Consider the following 13,772-nt stretch of genomic DNA (forward strand, 5'->3'; position numbering starts at 1 on the left):
GCAACGACCCGTTCTCGCGCGGCCCGAATACCGGCGACGAATGCGGCCGGCGACGAATTGGCAAAACTCGTCAGCGCCGGCGCCGCCTCATGGGCGAACCGCTCCGCCGCAAACTTCGAATGCCGGATGCTGATTTCCTCGAAATTTTCCGCGCCCCAAATGTTTCTGTTGGCACAAACGGCACGAAGGTAGAACGAGGCAATGCCGAGCGTCTTCGATCCAACCTCCGAGTTCCAGGCATAGAAGCCACGGAAGAAGAGATCCGGTTCACCGTTCGGCAAGCGTCCGGCCTCGATCGGATGGGTGTCGTCGACCAGGAACAGGAAGACATCGCGATCGGAAGCATAGAGCGTCGTCGTATCCTTGGTGATGTCGACGAAGGGATTGTGCGTCATGCTCGTCCAATCCAAAAGCCCCGGCACCTTCCAGATGGTGTCGCCGGTTCCATTGCCGGCGATTTTTATCACCGCCGACACAAGCTCGTGGTCCCAGATCCGGCCGTAGTCGGGACCGGTCACGGCTCTGAGTTCGATGCGGCCGTCATCCAGTTCGAGCGTCTTCACCAGTTCAGCCCGATGGTTGAGCAGGCCATGCTGGAGATTGATCGCCGCGAGCGGTGCAGGAAGCTGACGCATATAGCTTGCCGGTGCACCAACCAAGCTGCAGAGCTGACCGTAGCTCCAATGCGTCGGCGCAATGGCCCGTTGTTGACCTGGCACGACCAGCTCCAGTTTCTCAGCATTGTTGCGGCTCGCCTCGACACGAATGGCAGAGCTTTCCACCGTCCGGGCATGGGCGCGGTCGGCACGGGACCTCACTGCGTCATGGAGTTCAGAAAGCGAGAGGTATCGCTCGTCGTCTGGCCGGGAAAACCATTCGGATGACACGCGGCCAATGCGCTGGCCGCGCGAGATGTCGACATTGAAGCCGGAGGATACCGGTTGAGCATTGGAAATCATGTTCATGTGCAGTCTCCTGAAACGAAAGAGCCCGGCACAAAGGCCGGACAGGGGGATTGAAATCAGAAAGAAGCGGCGCGAACGCCGCTTTGTCATTTTTGACCCGCATGGTACGAACAGGCCTTGGCGTTTTCCAGCAAAGGCTCGTTTATTCGGCAGCGTCGAGGTGCTGCTGCAGGTCATCATCTGATGCGAACTCGGTATCGCTATGCTCTGCGTCCTCAGCCAGGAAAGCCGGAAGGACGACAGAAGCGGCCCCGGCGATGCTGTCGCCGCTGGCCTCGTTCGCCGCAGCATCAGCGCCTTGATCAGGAGTTTCGTCCCCTGCGAGGCGCAGCATTTCAGGGAGCCATCCGCTGCCTTCCAGCAGCCGTTCGGCTTCGCGCGCCATGTCCTGCTTCTTCAGGTGATCGATGAGTTGTGCCGACTGTTCACCCTTCGCCTCACGGACGGCCTGCAGGATATGCGCCTTGGTCACTCTGCCAAGATAGCTGTCGACCGTCGGCGTCCATCCCGCTTCGACCAGGTCGAACCCGATGGATCGCGCGACCTGATCGGCATGGGCGAGAGCGCGGGTGCGTCTGTTCCAGGGCTCGACAACGGCGTTCAGCGAAAGCGAAGCGCAATGTGCGAACAAGACCTGCCGGCTGACCTCATCGAGCCGGATCAGGAAATCCCAGAGATCGTCGGAGTTCTTGGGGAGATCCTGCCCCCATGCCTCGTGCCGCTGATCGATCTCCTTTGCCCATGCGGTGTCGCCGAGGCCCTGGGTCTGGCTGAATTTGGCGCTCTGAAGCGTCAGTTCCAGGCATGAGTCGGAGCCATAGGGATAGAAGGTCTTCAGCACGAAGGCGTGCAGCACTGCGATGAAGGCCATAACCGGATCGTTGGCCAGCGCATTGCGGAGCGCCACCGTTCGGGTTGCCGTCAAATCGAGGACCAGGCGATCGGAAAGTGGGCGAAGCGTGTCTTCTTCCTCTTCGACCTGCTCGCTGGAAACCGGGTTGCCGTTCACCGAAATACCGCCGCTCGAAGCTGGGACCTCACCATATATTTCGCCTTCGGATTCGACTGGATCGCCATTCTCAGTCTCCACAGCGCGCTCGTCTTCGGGCCGAACGAAACCACGCTCGACTTTCAACTCGCCATTAGCGTTGAGCGAAATGAATGCGCCGCCGCGTGCGACCTCGTCGGGATCGAAGACGTAAGGCCTATCGTTCAACTGATCCAGCGCACTCCCAAGCTCCCCAAGCCGGGCTTCAATTTCCTCCGAATATTCGGTTGCCTCGGCGTATTCGGCATCGAGCTTTTCGTATTCCGCCTTGATTTGATCATGGCGAGCGAGCGCGTCCTCAGTGAAGTCAGCCCGTTCGCCGTAGAACCTGCGCAGACCTGAGGTGTGGCCATAGGGGAAATCGAGGGCGGCATCGACCCACTTCCAGCCCTCGTTTGTTTTCAGCGCTTCGGCATTGGTCTTCAACTTCTCGAATACGAGCTGTTCGAGAAGTGCAGGATCCTGTAGCCATCCGCCGCCGTCCTGCTCAAAGAGGTCTCGCATAACAACACCACCGGCAGCTTCGTATGCGCCGATCCCGGTATAGATTGYGCGGCGATCACTGGCCCGCACCGCGGTCTCAGTGAGCAGCCGGCGGACATAATAGGGCTCCCGCGAATGCGAGCGTGAGACCGTATCCCAAACCTGCTCCTGCCGAACATGATCGTTGGTAATCGAGAAGGCCATGACCTGTTCGAGCTTCATCTGGTCGTCCGCATAAAGGTCGAGTAGCCGTGGCGAAACGGACGCCAGCCGCAGGCGCTGCCGAACCGTCGCAACCGACACGAAGAAGCGTGCGGCAATGTCCTCCTCATCGAGGCCTTGATCTCGAAGGGTTTGGAACGTCCGGAACTGGTCCAGAGGGTGAAGATCGGCACGCTGGACGTTTTCGGCCAGAGAATCGTCCTCGGCTGAAGTCACACTGTCGCGCTTGACGATGCAAGGAACGAGTTCCGTTCTTGCCATTCGCTTCTGCTTAACCAGCAGTTCAAGGGCACGATAGCGGCGGCCACCGGCCGGAACCTCATAGCGCCCTGTTTCCTCGCCGTCGCCGCCGATAATCGGCCGCACGCTGAGGCTCTGGAGGAGCTTACGAAGGGCGATGTCCTCTGCAAGATCCTCGATCGACACGCCACCCTTGATATTGCGCACATTCCGCTGCGACAGCTCGAGCTTGTCAAAGGGGATGTCTTCGGACCGGTTGAGGGTGATTTTCTGAATGGCTTTGGCCATGTCATGTCTCCGCAGCGGGCCTGCCGGAGCCTCTCTCCGACCATCTCAACCCGCCAGCAATCCCCCTTCCCTCCTCTTCCTCTGAATTGCTCCGCCGCCACCCCAAATCCCACCGTTCCCGGCTTGGCTTGATTTCGCCTTCGAGAGACGCGGTCTTTGCAGCACACCCGAGCGATGGCAGGTCGACCGCCGGTCTACCCAGTTCAAAAGCAGGCAGTTTAACGATCAGCGTCAACATCGCTTCACAATTGCGTTCTATTGGCGGACAAAAAGAAGTGAGCACATGGACAAACCTTGGACCGTTAGCCGTGGACCAATCCCGGCAACAGAAACCGACCTCCGAAAGGCAGAAGCGATCAACGCTCTGCTCGTTCGCCCGATCGGAATCCTCCCGACTGCTTCTAGTGATCCGATCCGACCGTTCGCTATCGGCCTCTTCGACGAAATTCGGGCGCTTTTGAAACCTGATATCGCCGCTACCAAATTGCGCCGTGCCGTCGGAGCATTCGTCCATTCGAAGCGCTATTATTTCGCGAGCGCCCAGCCGGATTCCATGCGACACGACCTTGACGGCAAGCCGATCGAGCCGCTCTCCTCTGCCGACAGACTGGCCGCTCAACAGAGCTTCCTCAGCCTCAAACGCGACCGAGACCAGCCGGCGGCATCCGCTCCGGAACCTGTCTCGCCTTCGACACCGCCAAGCAAGACCGAACAAATTCGCGCTGCCCTTCTCAGCCGAAGCAGGTCGCCACAACGCGCGTCAGCTAGCTGACATGCCTTGTCGGTGCTCCGTTCGCGCGTAGCAGTGCCATCAGCATCGGACCCAGGGCAAACTCGCCCTTCTCGGCGCGACGCGTGAGATCCCGCAAGTAGCCGCCGGCCGAATTGATGTGCCCTCCCCTCTCGAGAATGCAAGCGATGACCGTCGCGGCATTTTCTGGACCCATCACGGAGCAGGCCTCCTCGTAGGCTGAGGGGCTTACCCCAAGCATCGAGCGGACGACCACGGCAGCGGACATCAAGTCGCGCCAGGCGGTCACGGCTCCGCCGGGGCCATAGTCGGAAATCTGCGGGCAGGCTCGCAATACCAGCCCCAGCGGGAATGATTTCAAACCAACGGGATTGCCCGCCCCTTCTGGTCTTGGCGCCGGGCTCAGTGTTTTGGTCGGCAAACTTTGCGATTCAGCAGACGGGTCATTGTCGATACTCGGCCTCGCGCCCTGCTTTGTTTCGGAAGCTGGTTCAAGTTCATAAGTGGATTCGGGGTTTGAATTCTGTATGTGACGCGCAATCTGAGACTCATTGGTGTTGATATTTTGTGTTTTTATCTGATTTTCCAGCAATTTAACCACGCCGTCTCTGAGTTCCTCCAAATCTTCGAGGGCTGCCGCGAGCGTATCGATCGTCGGAACCCGTGGAATGCGCAGAAGCAGCGTGCGAAACGTCGCAAARATCTGCTCCCAGTTGCCAGGCACGGCATCCTCGACTGCAGCTGCGATAAGCTTAGCGATGTCCCGACGGCAGATCGTCACCCGCTCCTTCGTCGTGCGCAGCAGCTCACGATCGGTCGCGACCTGTGCGGCGATCGTTTCGATCTCTATGGCGCGGGCAAGAAGCGGCGCCAAGCTGAAACCGTAGGCCTCGGCTATCTCCCCTTCCCTTCCCCGGCGTGCATAACGCTTTCCGTTCGGGCTATCTTTCCGCGTGATAAGGCCGGCTTCGACGAGCACAGCGAGATGCCGCCGCAGCGTAGCAGGCGTCATCCCTCTTGCCCTGATGGAAAGCTGAGCATTCGAGGGAAATACAATCAGCCCTCGCTCCTCTGACAACACATCGTCGGGAAAAAACGTCAATAACGCGTCGAGCACCGTCAACGCACGATCTGTTACATCGAGATCCGCGCGGGCCTCGCAAACCGACCTGAACAATTGCCACTTGTTGCGGGTTAGGCCCGTTTCGATTTCCGTCGCCCGTCGCTGATTAATCAGCATGCCAAGCGTCATTGGCCGCCGCCCGAAGGGCGTCGTCACACTTCCACTCTCCATTTTCCTTCACCTTTCAAAAGGCAAAAGAAATTTGCTCACCGAAGCGGTGCCAAGACTCTTGACTATGATTCGTGGAAATGCGAGTCTCTGGGTGCTTAGATCAGAGGAAGGCTTCCACGACGGCAACGTTAAGGGGGCCTTTTTCTTTTGCGGCCTAGTCTCCTGCTTTTGATTGCTCATGATCCTGGAATGCCTGGTAGAGCGCTTCCAATTGATCGGAGACAAAACTTCCGAATTTCGACGCGTCTTTCGAGGTCAGGGACAAGGTGAATGTCTTACCTGACGCGCGGGTCGTCACGGCAACAGCCTTTGCAGCGACGTGAAACTGTTGAACGGACGGCGAAGCGCTCGCACGCTTGGGCTTCTTGACTACCTTGAGCTCAGCCACAAGCAGGTTGAAGCGCTCCCCCTCCGGACAAACTCCGAACGTGTCAGAGCGCACAAACACACTGGCGCTGTCTGCATTGCCCGGAAGCTGCACAAGCTTCTTCAATTCTTCCCAGCGATCACGGCCAACCCCTTTTGCTGCCCCGACAGCATCGAGGACATCACTTGGGATCACCTCCGCCACCGACAACATGCGCGAGAGAAGCGTGTCATCGATCGTCAAAGCGACCTTAACAACGTCCTTGGCCATCCCCCTGTCGAGGAGCTTCTGAGCAAACAGCGCCTTTTCGATGAAAGTGAGTTCCGCGCGAGCGGAATTCTCCTGACCCTGCGCGATAACATGTGCGATGTCTTCCAACGGTTTGACAACGGCTCGGACAGGAACTCCAAGGTCACGGGCGACACGTGCACGCCGATGCCCAAAGACAATCATGTATCGGCCAGGTGCATCCGGATGTGGACGGATAAGGATCGGCGTCGACTGACCCGATACCCTGATCGCCTCGCGCAATTGCACATAGTCGGCTTCGTCATCACCAATGCGGTCGGCGATGAAGGAGCCTTCGAGAAGCTCTGGATCAATCGAAACAACCGCCTCACCTTCAAGGAGACGAACCGAATTCTCGGCCATCTCGTCGAGCGATAGCAGCATCGCGCGTGACGCTCCGCGTTTGGTATATTCAGTTCGGGTCTCGGTGGTGCGTTGGTGGGCGTCGTTGTCAGGTTGGGCAAAGTTCGCCAACAGATGCTTCCTAGCCATCGATCTTCCCCCTCACCGCAATCAAGCGTTTGGATTTACAGAAGGTTTTGGCAATCTGCACGGCTGTCAAAACTGGCATTATTTACGCCCCCATGCTTTATGAATAAGCGCGGCAATTTCGCCATTGACCGCATTCAGGCATTCGAGCGCGCGATCATACGTCGTGCGGGTAAATTGATTTTTCTCGACTTCATAAAGTGTCTGCTTTGTAATGCCGGCGTCACTGATTGCGGTCGATTTCAGCATATGGGTCTGCAACATCCGCTTGCTGAACATTGCCTGCATAAAACCCACCATCTGAGCCTGCGGTCCATCGGTCGGCTCATAGCGCGTCACCAAATACCGGAACCAGTTGAGCTTAACTTTGGCGCCTGCGGCCTTGATGGATTCCAGAATTCCCCCGAGCATCAGAAGAAACTGGCTCATTGACATAATGTCGAGCATCTGTGGATGCACTGTAATTAGGACTGACGTCGAAGCACTGAGCGCTGTCAGCGTCAGATATCCGAGTTGCGGCGGGCAATCGATGACGACCACATCATATCGATCGTCGACTTCCTTTAGAGCACTCGATATTCGCGTGAAGAACAACCGCCCGTCCGTTGACGTCTTACTCGAAGCGGCCAACGGGGTTTGATACTCGTATTCCTGGAGTTCCAGATTAGCCGGCACGATGTCGAGGCCAGGAAAATTCGTGGACTGAATGACGTCAGTAATTGATTTGCGCGCCTCGTCGTAGCGTAGCGCTTCGTAAAGAGACGGATTCTTATCGAGCTCCGGCTGGATGCCATGCAGAGCAGTCAACGACGCCTGCGGGTCGAGATCGATCGCCAGTACGCGGTGACCGGTCAGAGCAAGATATTGCGCGAGATGGGCGGTAGTCGTGGTCTTTCCGGATCCACCTTTGAAATTGACGACTGAAACGATCTGCAACGGCTCACCCTGCCGGCGATGTGGAACGTAACGTTTGAAATCGCTGCGACCGTTCTTGTCGAGGAATTGGCGGAGTTCCAGCATCTGTACCGCCGTGTAGGTGCGGCGGCCCGAAGATGTAGTTGCAGGCACCGGCCCTTTGCCCTCAAGATGGAGCTTCTTGATGTGATTTTGCGTCACCCCGAGGTAGTCGGCGACTTCGGCAAGGGAAAACGAACGCAGCCCCTTCTCCGCGTTGGGCGGATATTGCTCAAGGCGCAGCATATTGAGATTGTCGGAGATGAGTTCCCCCTGCTGGAGAATCTCCTGATCAAAATCAAGCGCCTCACCGTTGGGTGCTATGTTCATATCGCCGATTCCAGAATAACGCTTTTCCCGTTCACGCGGGACAATAAGCGTTATTAATAACGGCGATTCTGGCTTGCGGGCAAATGATTTTTAGTTAACAAAGTCTTAACACGAAAAGCGATGCGTGCAAAACATTGGCTTTTATCTCGCAACCAACTGAATAAAAAAGAAAAAAATCTGTTCTGCACGGCTGTCAAAAATCAGCTGTGCAATCCTATTTCGATTAGTGTCGGTCTAGCGTACCTCATGTCTAAACGAGATAGACGGGAATCGATGCCAACACGCATTTGATCTTCGACCGTCTGCCGCTTGTCGTCAAAACCGATGATCGCCCCTAAAGCGCGGCTCCAATGGGTTCTGAGAGTCGATCTTGAATGATTGTCCGGACGGTGTTCTGCTGAGCGATGTCTATTATTCATGCGGGTGGGCGCCATGGGAAAACAAGGATACGCGGAGGTGATGGCCGATCGGATGCCGACGACCATGTCGTTGCCGAACGAGTTCCGAGAACTGTTCGAATGGATGGATACGAACGGTTACTTTATGCCGAGCGTGCGCTATCCCGGCGACAAGCTTGGCCTGCTTGGCTCGGAGAACGAGCTGGAAGAGGATTATCTGACGGCGATCCTCTTCCGCGTCGAGACACCGCAGCAAGCGCGTGCAAACGGAAGGGCGTGGTTCGGCGACGTTGTCCCAAACGTTGAAGAGCGGCTCGTCGCATTCGCACGAACTGGCAGCGATGGGTCATGCGCCGCCTTCTGGCTGGATGACGAGGGGCGCCGGCAGATCGTGCATCTGGGCTCAGAAGGGCTCGTCTGCATGCTGAGCCAAACGCCGCTGGATTTCTTGCGCCTTCTCGCCATCGGCTATTGGGAGATCAGCGCTTGTCTGGAAACGCCAACTGAGCCGCCTGATCAGAGCGACGTCAATGTCGCCTTCCGCAGCTGGTTGATCGGACGCTATGGCGTGACGATTCCGGACACCGCATCCGAAATTCTCAGTAAGGTCCCCGACGTCTTAGCTGAGGTGTCGGACGATCCGTTCTGGCGCTGGGTACGAAGGAACCAGAATGAACGAGACAGGAGAGCCGCGTCCGAAACGTTTGACCCGACGGCGCTTGGGTGAGCTTTTCTCGGGGATTATCATCCCAAACATCGACATGCATGGCAGGTATGCAACATGCCTTGTTGCTGTAGAAGCGACGCAGCATTAGATTTCGATTGTCGGAGCCGATACTCCTCCTCCCAATCGGTTTCGCGAGACCAACGGCACTCCTCCTCCCAGCCGACGGTCATTTTTCTAAAGCCCGGCGCCTCCTCCTCCCGCGCCGGGCTTTTGTATTTATGAGATACTTTGCGCTTCCGATCACGGCCCCAGCAACGCGTCTCGCAACGCGCGTGGGTGACCGCGGATTTTTGCGTCTGATGACACCCTCGCAGGTAAATTCGTCACCAAGGGCGTCGCTGTCGTCCGAAACGCCAACGATGAAACAGGCCACGGCAAACGAAGAGATCTTGACAATATACATCGTCGCTGGGGCGCTCGTGGCCCGAATGTCGAACTCACGGTCCAGGCTTTACGCACCACCGGTCTCATTGAGGCTCGACCTCGGCCCGCGCGATGCCAAATGCATCTGCGTTCGCTTACTAGGGGGCTTGCGACGTGATGGGCCGCAAGCAAAACGGCAGTTACGCTTCCTGTACAAGGCGCAGAGAGGTTAGGCGCTCTGCCTCCGCCATTGCGGCGCGTTTGCTCTTGAACGGACCAACATCATGCTCTTCTGTATCAGGCGACCAGATCGGCAGAAACCACCACCCTCCTGGACGCCAACTGGAACTGCTTCTCACGGATCCAACGCCGTCGGCTTTGAACCATCCGGAGTCGATTCCGTCTTGCTCCCACGCGATGTTTGCTTCTGCCATGCATACCTCAATCGGCTCACTTGACGGGCCAGATCTGACAATGAATTAGGCGATTTTACCTGGCTCTGGTCTGTGATGGCAACTGTGCATCAGCTTTCCTTTCCACCAGTTATCAGGGACTGAGCTGCGTCAGGCGTCGGGCAGAAGTCCATCGAATACTTCCAGCAAAACATCGACAATTGCCTGGCCAAGCGCGTTGGCCGTCTCGGCGATCTTGTCGTCTGATCCATCGCGCGCCGCCAGCGCCAGATCGGCGCCTTGATCAGCCACGATGGCGCGCGACCGTTCGATCGCCCATTGGGCAAAGTCACTGCGGTTTTCAATTGCTGTTTCGATGACAGGCTCGCTCATTTACGATTTCTTTTCAAAAGGACGGGTAAAACTGGGCTGCGCGTTGAGTTTTGCGTACGCGCTTTTCGTCGCAAGTCAACTGCAGGCGCCTATCTGCGACGCCGTCAACATTCGTTCGCTGTGGCTGATCGCAGTACGGAACGATCGACGGGATTTCCTTCTGACCCATCGTGGCCACCGAATCTGCGCTCCGCAGACTCAGTCGTAAGGACTGAAAGTCCGCTATCCGCTCCTGGAGTTCGCAAGCAGTCCGGAGGAATGAATTCGAGAGGCCCCTGCGGTTGTAAGACGAACGCGAGGGGTCAAGAATCTGGGCGCAATCACCCAGGGATAGGGATCTCTGAGCCTGCGAAGATGACTTCTTTCTCCGCCTTTTTTATCGCGTCGTCAAACCTGTGCTGACTTCTGTGCGTGGGCGACATGATACTCGACATCGAAACGCAACGCTGGTTCAATGGACATGAGGCCACGCAGCGATCGTCAGTGGCACCACCAACCCAACGACTATCGCTGTTGCAAGCCGCATCCACTGAATTCGGCGTGTCCGCTTGCCGTCCCAATCATAGATCATCGCCAGCCCTCCAAGAAGGCTAATCAAGCAAACAGGCATGCACGAGTCAATCGATAGGTGAGATTAAAGTGCAACCCGGTGGATAGAAGCCGGTGCGGATCTTCTCTGGGTCCGCTGCCCAAGAGTTCCTGACCGAGAGGGAAATTTGAACAGGCAACGCCCGCGTCGGCGGGTCAGGTTGTCTGCTTGCATCCGACAAGCAAACGCATCATCGTGCCGCGTCATTACGAATCCGCTGGGAGAAGAAAACATGGCCACTGGCACCGTCAAATGGTTCAACGCAACGAAGGGCTTTGGCTTCATCCAGCCGGATGACGGCGGCGCCGATGTGTTTGTCCACATCTCCGCGGTCGAGCGGGCTGGACTGCGCGGGCTTAACGACGGCCAGAAGATCAGCTTTGAGCTGGTCAAGGACCGGAAGTCCGGCAAGATGTCGGCGGACAATCTGCAGGCCTGAGGCTTGCAGGATCAGGCGATGAGCCGCGCCGCCCGGCCGCTTCGCCGCGCGGCGTCGTTGTAATACTCCGACGCTTGCTGAACGGACCGATGCCGTGATTGCTCCATGGCTTCGGGAAGGGGGATGCCGCGATTGGCGGCCTCCGTCAGATATCCCGACCTCAATCCGTGGGCGGAAAACTCCTCAGCGTCCAACCCAGCCTGCTTTACCCGTTGCTTGACGATATCATTGACCGCCTTCGGATCGAGCGCTCGCCGCGAAACATTGCCCCAGCGATCTATCGCCCGAAACACGCTGCCGCCGTCGATCTTTGCGGCAGCCAGCCAGGCGTTCAGCGCCTCTACCGGCCGACCGGTGAGATAGACGACCTCATCCTGGCCGGCACCAGAATTCTTGGTGCGACCGAGATGGATGGAGAGCGAGGGGAGGGGCTTGCCGTCCTCACCTTCGACCGGCGGCTCGAGTGTCAGTTGCTCCTTGCGCAGGCCGGCGACTTCGCTGCGCCGGCGGCCGCCGGAGGCGAAGGCGACCATCAGGATCGCCCGGTCGCGAAGGTCACGCAGACTGTCACCATTGCAGGTCGCCAAAAGCTTTGCCAGCACATCGCCGGTGACTGCCTTGGCGCTCTTGCGGCGGCGCTGCCGCGGCACGGCACGGACGGCAAGCTGGATTGCCGATTTTAGGGCAGGGGAGGCGAAGGTGCCGGCGGCGCCGCGCCATTTGGTCAGCGTCGACCAGCTGGCAAGCCGTCGCCGCACCGTATCTGGGGCGTGCGGTCCGGTTGACCGCAGAAAGCCACTGTCTCTCAGGGCCTGGTCGACATTCGTCGGCATGCCATGATCGGCATCGCCCTCCCGTTTCGCCGGATCCCACAGGTGGTGAGCGACGAACTTCAGCAGCAGCGCCTCTGGCGCCGGCCAGGGCAGGGGGCTCCCCGTTACAGCAAGCGACCAGGCTTTGAGATAGGCTAGGTCGGAGGTCAGCGCTCGCAGTGTGTTGTCGCCCATGCCTTCGGTGACGAGGTGTTTGAGCGTCTCGACGTCCTGATCGGTCAGGAGTTCAGCGAGCTTGTCACGGCGATCAATCGGCAGCACCGCGGCGAGCTGTTCTGCGCGCCTTTCGATCAAACGTGGCGACGCGCTGCTCATTTCGGCAGTCCGTTCTCGTCATAGAGATCATCGTGGTTCGAGGTCTGATCACCGATCGTCGGGYGGCCCTCGGCTGCCAGCGCCAAAAAATCATCCATCGCACCTTGGTCCAGCTTCGGGATCGCTGTAAGCGCGGCGACGGGCTGCCCGGCACGGCAAACATAGACCTCGTCCCGACGGAGGGCGAATCCGATAAGCTCCTCGAAGCGCTCCGCTGCTTCCTCGATCTCGGCGAGTATCATCATCACCCATAACCTCCTTACCATACTCGTTCGTGCAGCACGGCGTCGAAGGCAACGTCGAGCGACACGAAGGCGCAATGTTCCAGTCGCGTCTGGGCGGCGAGAATGCGGTCCCAGGGATCGCGGTGATCCCAATCAAAACTGGCGGCCAGCTCGGCGTGCAGATCGCTGATGGCGAGCGTCTGCAAACCGCTCGCGGTGACTGCGGCGCGCAATTCCTGCGGCTTCAAATCGAGCTTCTTCAGGCGCATCTTGTTGTCGAGTTCATAAAACGACACGGCGCTGACCAGGACGGTGTTGGCCTTGTCCTCGATCAGCGCCCGGGCCTTGTCGGACAGCCGGTCGCTACCGATCGTCCACCAGTAGACGGCGTGGCTGTCGAGCAGAACTTTCATGCCTTGGACCCGCGGTCGGCCGGCTTGCCCTGCCAGACGCCGGTATCGTCGTTGAAGTCGCCGGCGTCGATTGCCGCCTGCTCGGCGTCGACCGTGTCGAAGAGGCCGTCCGGGAGGCCGCGCTGGCGCAACAGGCCGAACGGCCGCTTGCCGCCATCGGCCGGGCCGATGCGCGCGTAGATCTCATTGCCGCGCATGATAACAATTTCCTCGCCCTGGTTGGCGCGTTCGAGCACCTCGGCGAAGTTTTTCCGAGCCTCGCTAATCCTGTAGCTGGTCTGGGGCATTTTGCGCTCCGCTATTGGCTTTTGCAGTCACCATATCACGGCAAAGATATGCGTACAAGAAGCTTGTACGCATCACTTCCGATAATTGATGCTTATCGGAAGTGATACGGCCTGAGGCGATCTCTGTGGGAATGGAAGCGAATATGCATATAGCGTCCGTTTAACAGATCATTTGCCACAACTTCCGAGCGTTACGATTTGTCGAAATTGCCCTCGACCACCCTCTTGCTGCCCATCGCTGACGCCCGCAGTGCGCTTAAGACGTCAGGTGTTAAGCAGATCAACCCGGTCCGACGGATGCTATCTGATATGCGCGTGACGGCGATACGCTAACTGTCTGGAAGCTCGACCGTCTTGGCCGATCGATGAAGCACCTGATCGCACCTTCCCTGTCCATAACAAGCGGAGATCTGTCGTTGGCGTCATGAACAACCTCATGCAGCCAGGTGAGAGATGTGTGGTCGCCGATCAGCAGAATGCCGGCAGGGTTCTTAAGGAGGCTGTAGACAGCACGCCGGTCATCCTTTCCTATGATGGGTAACCGTGGAGTCACCCATTCCATGGGTCGATGATGTCGAGCCCGAAGCCCTCGAAATCCTTGGTGTTTCGTGTAGCGAGGGTAAGATCGTGTGCGATTGCGGTTGCGGCGATCAAACCGTCCATCGAGGCGAGCCCTCGAC

The 13,772-nt window shown here is 58.1% G+C and carries 13 protein-coding genes and 2 pseudogenes; 4 read left to right on the plus strand and 11 right to left on the minus strand.

Features of this window, described 5'->3' with window-relative positions; all coding sequences use genetic code 11:
- Together AC1D06_RS38845 and AC1D06_RS38850 are read right to left on the minus strand one after the other, a co-directional pair.
- On the minus strand, window positions 1-965 hold a 965-nt coding region (locus AC1D06_RS38845), incomplete at its 3' end, for a DUF932 domain-containing protein (protein ID WP_477990898.1).
- 142 nt (window positions 966-1,107) lie between these two features.
- Window positions 1,108-3,246 carry a ParB/RepB/Spo0J family partition protein gene (locus AC1D06_RS38850; RefSeq protein WP_477990899.1) on the minus strand — a complete coding sequence of 713 codons (2,139 nt, stop codon included), beginning with the start codon at window positions 3,244-3,246 and terminating at the stop codon, window positions 1,108-1,110.
- Window positions 3,247-3,529: 283 nt separating this feature from the next.
- On the opposite strand from AC1D06_RS38850, the gene AC1D06_RS38855 reads away from it, so the two are divergent.
- The gene (locus tag AC1D06_RS38855; protein WP_477990900.1) at window positions 3,530-4,018 is read left to right on the plus strand and encodes a ProQ/FINO family protein; all 489 of its coding nucleotides are present in this window, start codon (window positions 3,530-3,532) and stop codon (window positions 4,016-4,018) included.
- Here the strand turns inward: AC1D06_RS38855 and repC are convergent.
- The 3 genes from repC to repA all read right to left on the minus strand — a co-directional run bounded on the left by repC (window position 4,011) and on the right by repA (window position 7,719).
- Window positions 4,011-5,291: a plasmid replication protein RepC gene (repC, locus tag AC1D06_RS38860; protein WP_477990901.1), complete on the minus strand. Its 1,281-nt coding sequence runs from the start codon at window positions 5,289-5,291 to the stop codon at window positions 4,011-4,013. The two genes, AC1D06_RS38855 and repC, sit on opposite strands and share 8 nt — an antisense overlap.
- Window positions 5,292-5,445: 154 nt before the next feature.
- Window positions 5,446-6,438: a plasmid partitioning protein RepB gene (gene repB / locus AC1D06_RS38865; protein WP_477990902.1), complete on the minus strand. Its 993-nt coding sequence runs from the start codon at window positions 6,436-6,438 to the stop codon at window positions 5,446-5,448.
- A 78-nt stretch (window positions 6,439-6,516) separates the two neighbouring features.
- On the minus strand, window positions 6,517-7,719 hold the full coding sequence (gene repA / locus AC1D06_RS38870; protein ID WP_477990903.1) for a plasmid partitioning protein RepA: 1,203 nt from the start codon (window positions 7,717-7,719) through the stop codon (window positions 6,517-6,519).
- 432 nt (window positions 7,720-8,151) lie between these two features.
- Between repA and AC1D06_RS38875 the strand changes: the two genes are divergently transcribed.
- The gene (locus AC1D06_RS38875; protein WP_477990904.1) at window positions 8,152-8,844 is read left to right on the plus strand and encodes a hypothetical protein; all 693 of its coding nucleotides are present in this window, start codon (window positions 8,152-8,154) and stop codon (window positions 8,842-8,844) included.
- A 926-nt stretch (window positions 8,845-9,770) separates the two neighbouring features.
- Here AC1D06_RS38875 and AC1D06_RS38880 read toward each other — a convergent pair.
- Window positions 9,771-9,992, minus strand: a complete 222-nt coding sequence (locus AC1D06_RS38880; RefSeq protein ID WP_477990905.1) for a hypothetical protein — start codon at window positions 9,990-9,992, stop codon at window positions 9,771-9,773.
- A gap of 821 nt (window positions 9,993-10,813) precedes the next feature.
- Here AC1D06_RS38880 and AC1D06_RS38885 point away from each other — a divergent pair.
- Window positions 10,814-11,020: a cold-shock protein gene (locus tag AC1D06_RS38885; RefSeq protein ID WP_477990906.1), complete on the plus strand. Its 207-nt coding sequence runs from the start codon at window positions 10,814-10,816 to the stop codon at window positions 11,018-11,020.
- Window positions 11,021-11,031: 11 nt separating this feature from the next.
- Here the strand turns inward: AC1D06_RS38885 and AC1D06_RS38890 are convergent, their stop codons facing one another.
- Genes AC1D06_RS38890 through AC1D06_RS38905 form a run of 4 tightly spaced genes read right to left on the minus strand, consistent with a single transcriptional unit; the run spans window position 11,032 to window position 13,092 of the window.
- Window positions 11,032-12,168, minus strand: a complete 1,137-nt coding sequence (locus tag AC1D06_RS38890) for a site-specific integrase (protein ID WP_477990907.1) — start codon at window positions 12,166-12,168, stop codon at window positions 11,032-11,034.
- Window positions 12,165-12,413, minus strand: coding sequence for a prevent-host-death family protein (locus tag AC1D06_RS38895; protein WP_477990910.1), 249 nt, complete (start codon window positions 12,411-12,413; stop codon window positions 12,165-12,167). The genes AC1D06_RS38890 and AC1D06_RS38895 overlap by 4 nt, the downstream gene beginning before the upstream one ends.
- A gap of 14 nt (window positions 12,414-12,427) precedes the next feature.
- Window positions 12,428-12,805 carry a type II toxin-antitoxin system VapC family toxin gene (locus AC1D06_RS38900; protein ID WP_477990908.1) on the minus strand — a complete coding sequence of 126 codons (378 nt, stop codon included), beginning with the start codon at window positions 12,803-12,805 and terminating at the stop codon, window positions 12,428-12,430.
- Complete coding sequence (locus AC1D06_RS38905) at window positions 12,802-13,092, minus strand: type II toxin-antitoxin system Phd/YefM family antitoxin (protein ID WP_477990909.1); 291 nt, start codon at window positions 13,090-13,092, stop codon at window positions 12,802-12,804. The genes AC1D06_RS38900 and AC1D06_RS38905 overlap by 4 nt, the downstream gene beginning before the upstream one ends.
- Before the next feature lie 344 nt (window positions 13,093-13,436).
- Here AC1D06_RS38905 and AC1D06_RS38910 point away from each other — a divergent pair.
- A pseudogene (locus AC1D06_RS38910) lies at window positions 13,437-13,520 on the plus strand (hypothetical protein); the annotation flags it as partial.
- 121 nt (window positions 13,521-13,641) lie between these two features.
- Here the strand turns inward: AC1D06_RS38910 and AC1D06_RS38915 are convergent.
- Window positions 13,642-13,772: pseudogene (locus AC1D06_RS38915) on the minus strand (VapC toxin family PIN domain ribonuclease); the annotation flags it as partial.

It is taken from the genome of Rhizobium sp. P2_G2, assembly GCF_056403555.1.

Excerpts from the sequence above, each read along its gene's own strand:
- AC1D06_RS38855 (WP_477990900.1), top strand. The coding sequence starts at position 3,530 with ATGGACAAACCTTGGACCGTTAGCCGTGGACCAATCCCGGCAACAGAA.
- AC1D06_RS38885 (WP_477990906.1), top strand. The coding sequence starts at position 10,814 with ATGGCCACTGGCACCGTCAAATGGTTCAACGCAACGAAGGGCTTTGGC.
- AC1D06_RS38880 (WP_477990905.1), bottom strand. The coding sequence starts at position 9,992 with ATGAGCGAGCCTGTCATCGAAACAGCAATTGAAAACCGCAGTGACTTT.
- AC1D06_RS38900 (WP_477990908.1), bottom strand. The coding sequence starts at position 12,805 with ATGAAAGTTCTGCTCGACAGCCACGCCGTCTACTGGTGGACGATCGGT.
- repB (WP_477990902.1), bottom strand. The coding sequence starts at position 6,438 with ATGGCTAGGAAGCATCTGTTGGCGAACTTTGCCCAACCTGACAACGAC.
- repA (WP_477990903.1), bottom strand. The coding sequence starts at position 7,719 with ATGAACATAGCACCCAACGGTGAGGCGCTTGATTTTGATCAGGAGATT.
- AC1D06_RS38890 (WP_477990907.1), bottom strand. The coding sequence starts at position 12,168 with ATGAGCAGCGCGTCGCCACGTTTGATCGAAAGGCGCGCAGAACAGCTC.
- AC1D06_RS38905 (WP_477990909.1), bottom strand. The coding sequence starts at position 13,092 with ATGCCCCAGACCAGCTACAGGATTAGCGAGGCTCGGAAAAACTTCGCC.
- AC1D06_RS38875 (WP_477990904.1), top strand. The coding sequence starts at position 8,152 with ATGGGAAAACAAGGATACGCGGAGGTGATGGCCGATCGGATGCCGACG.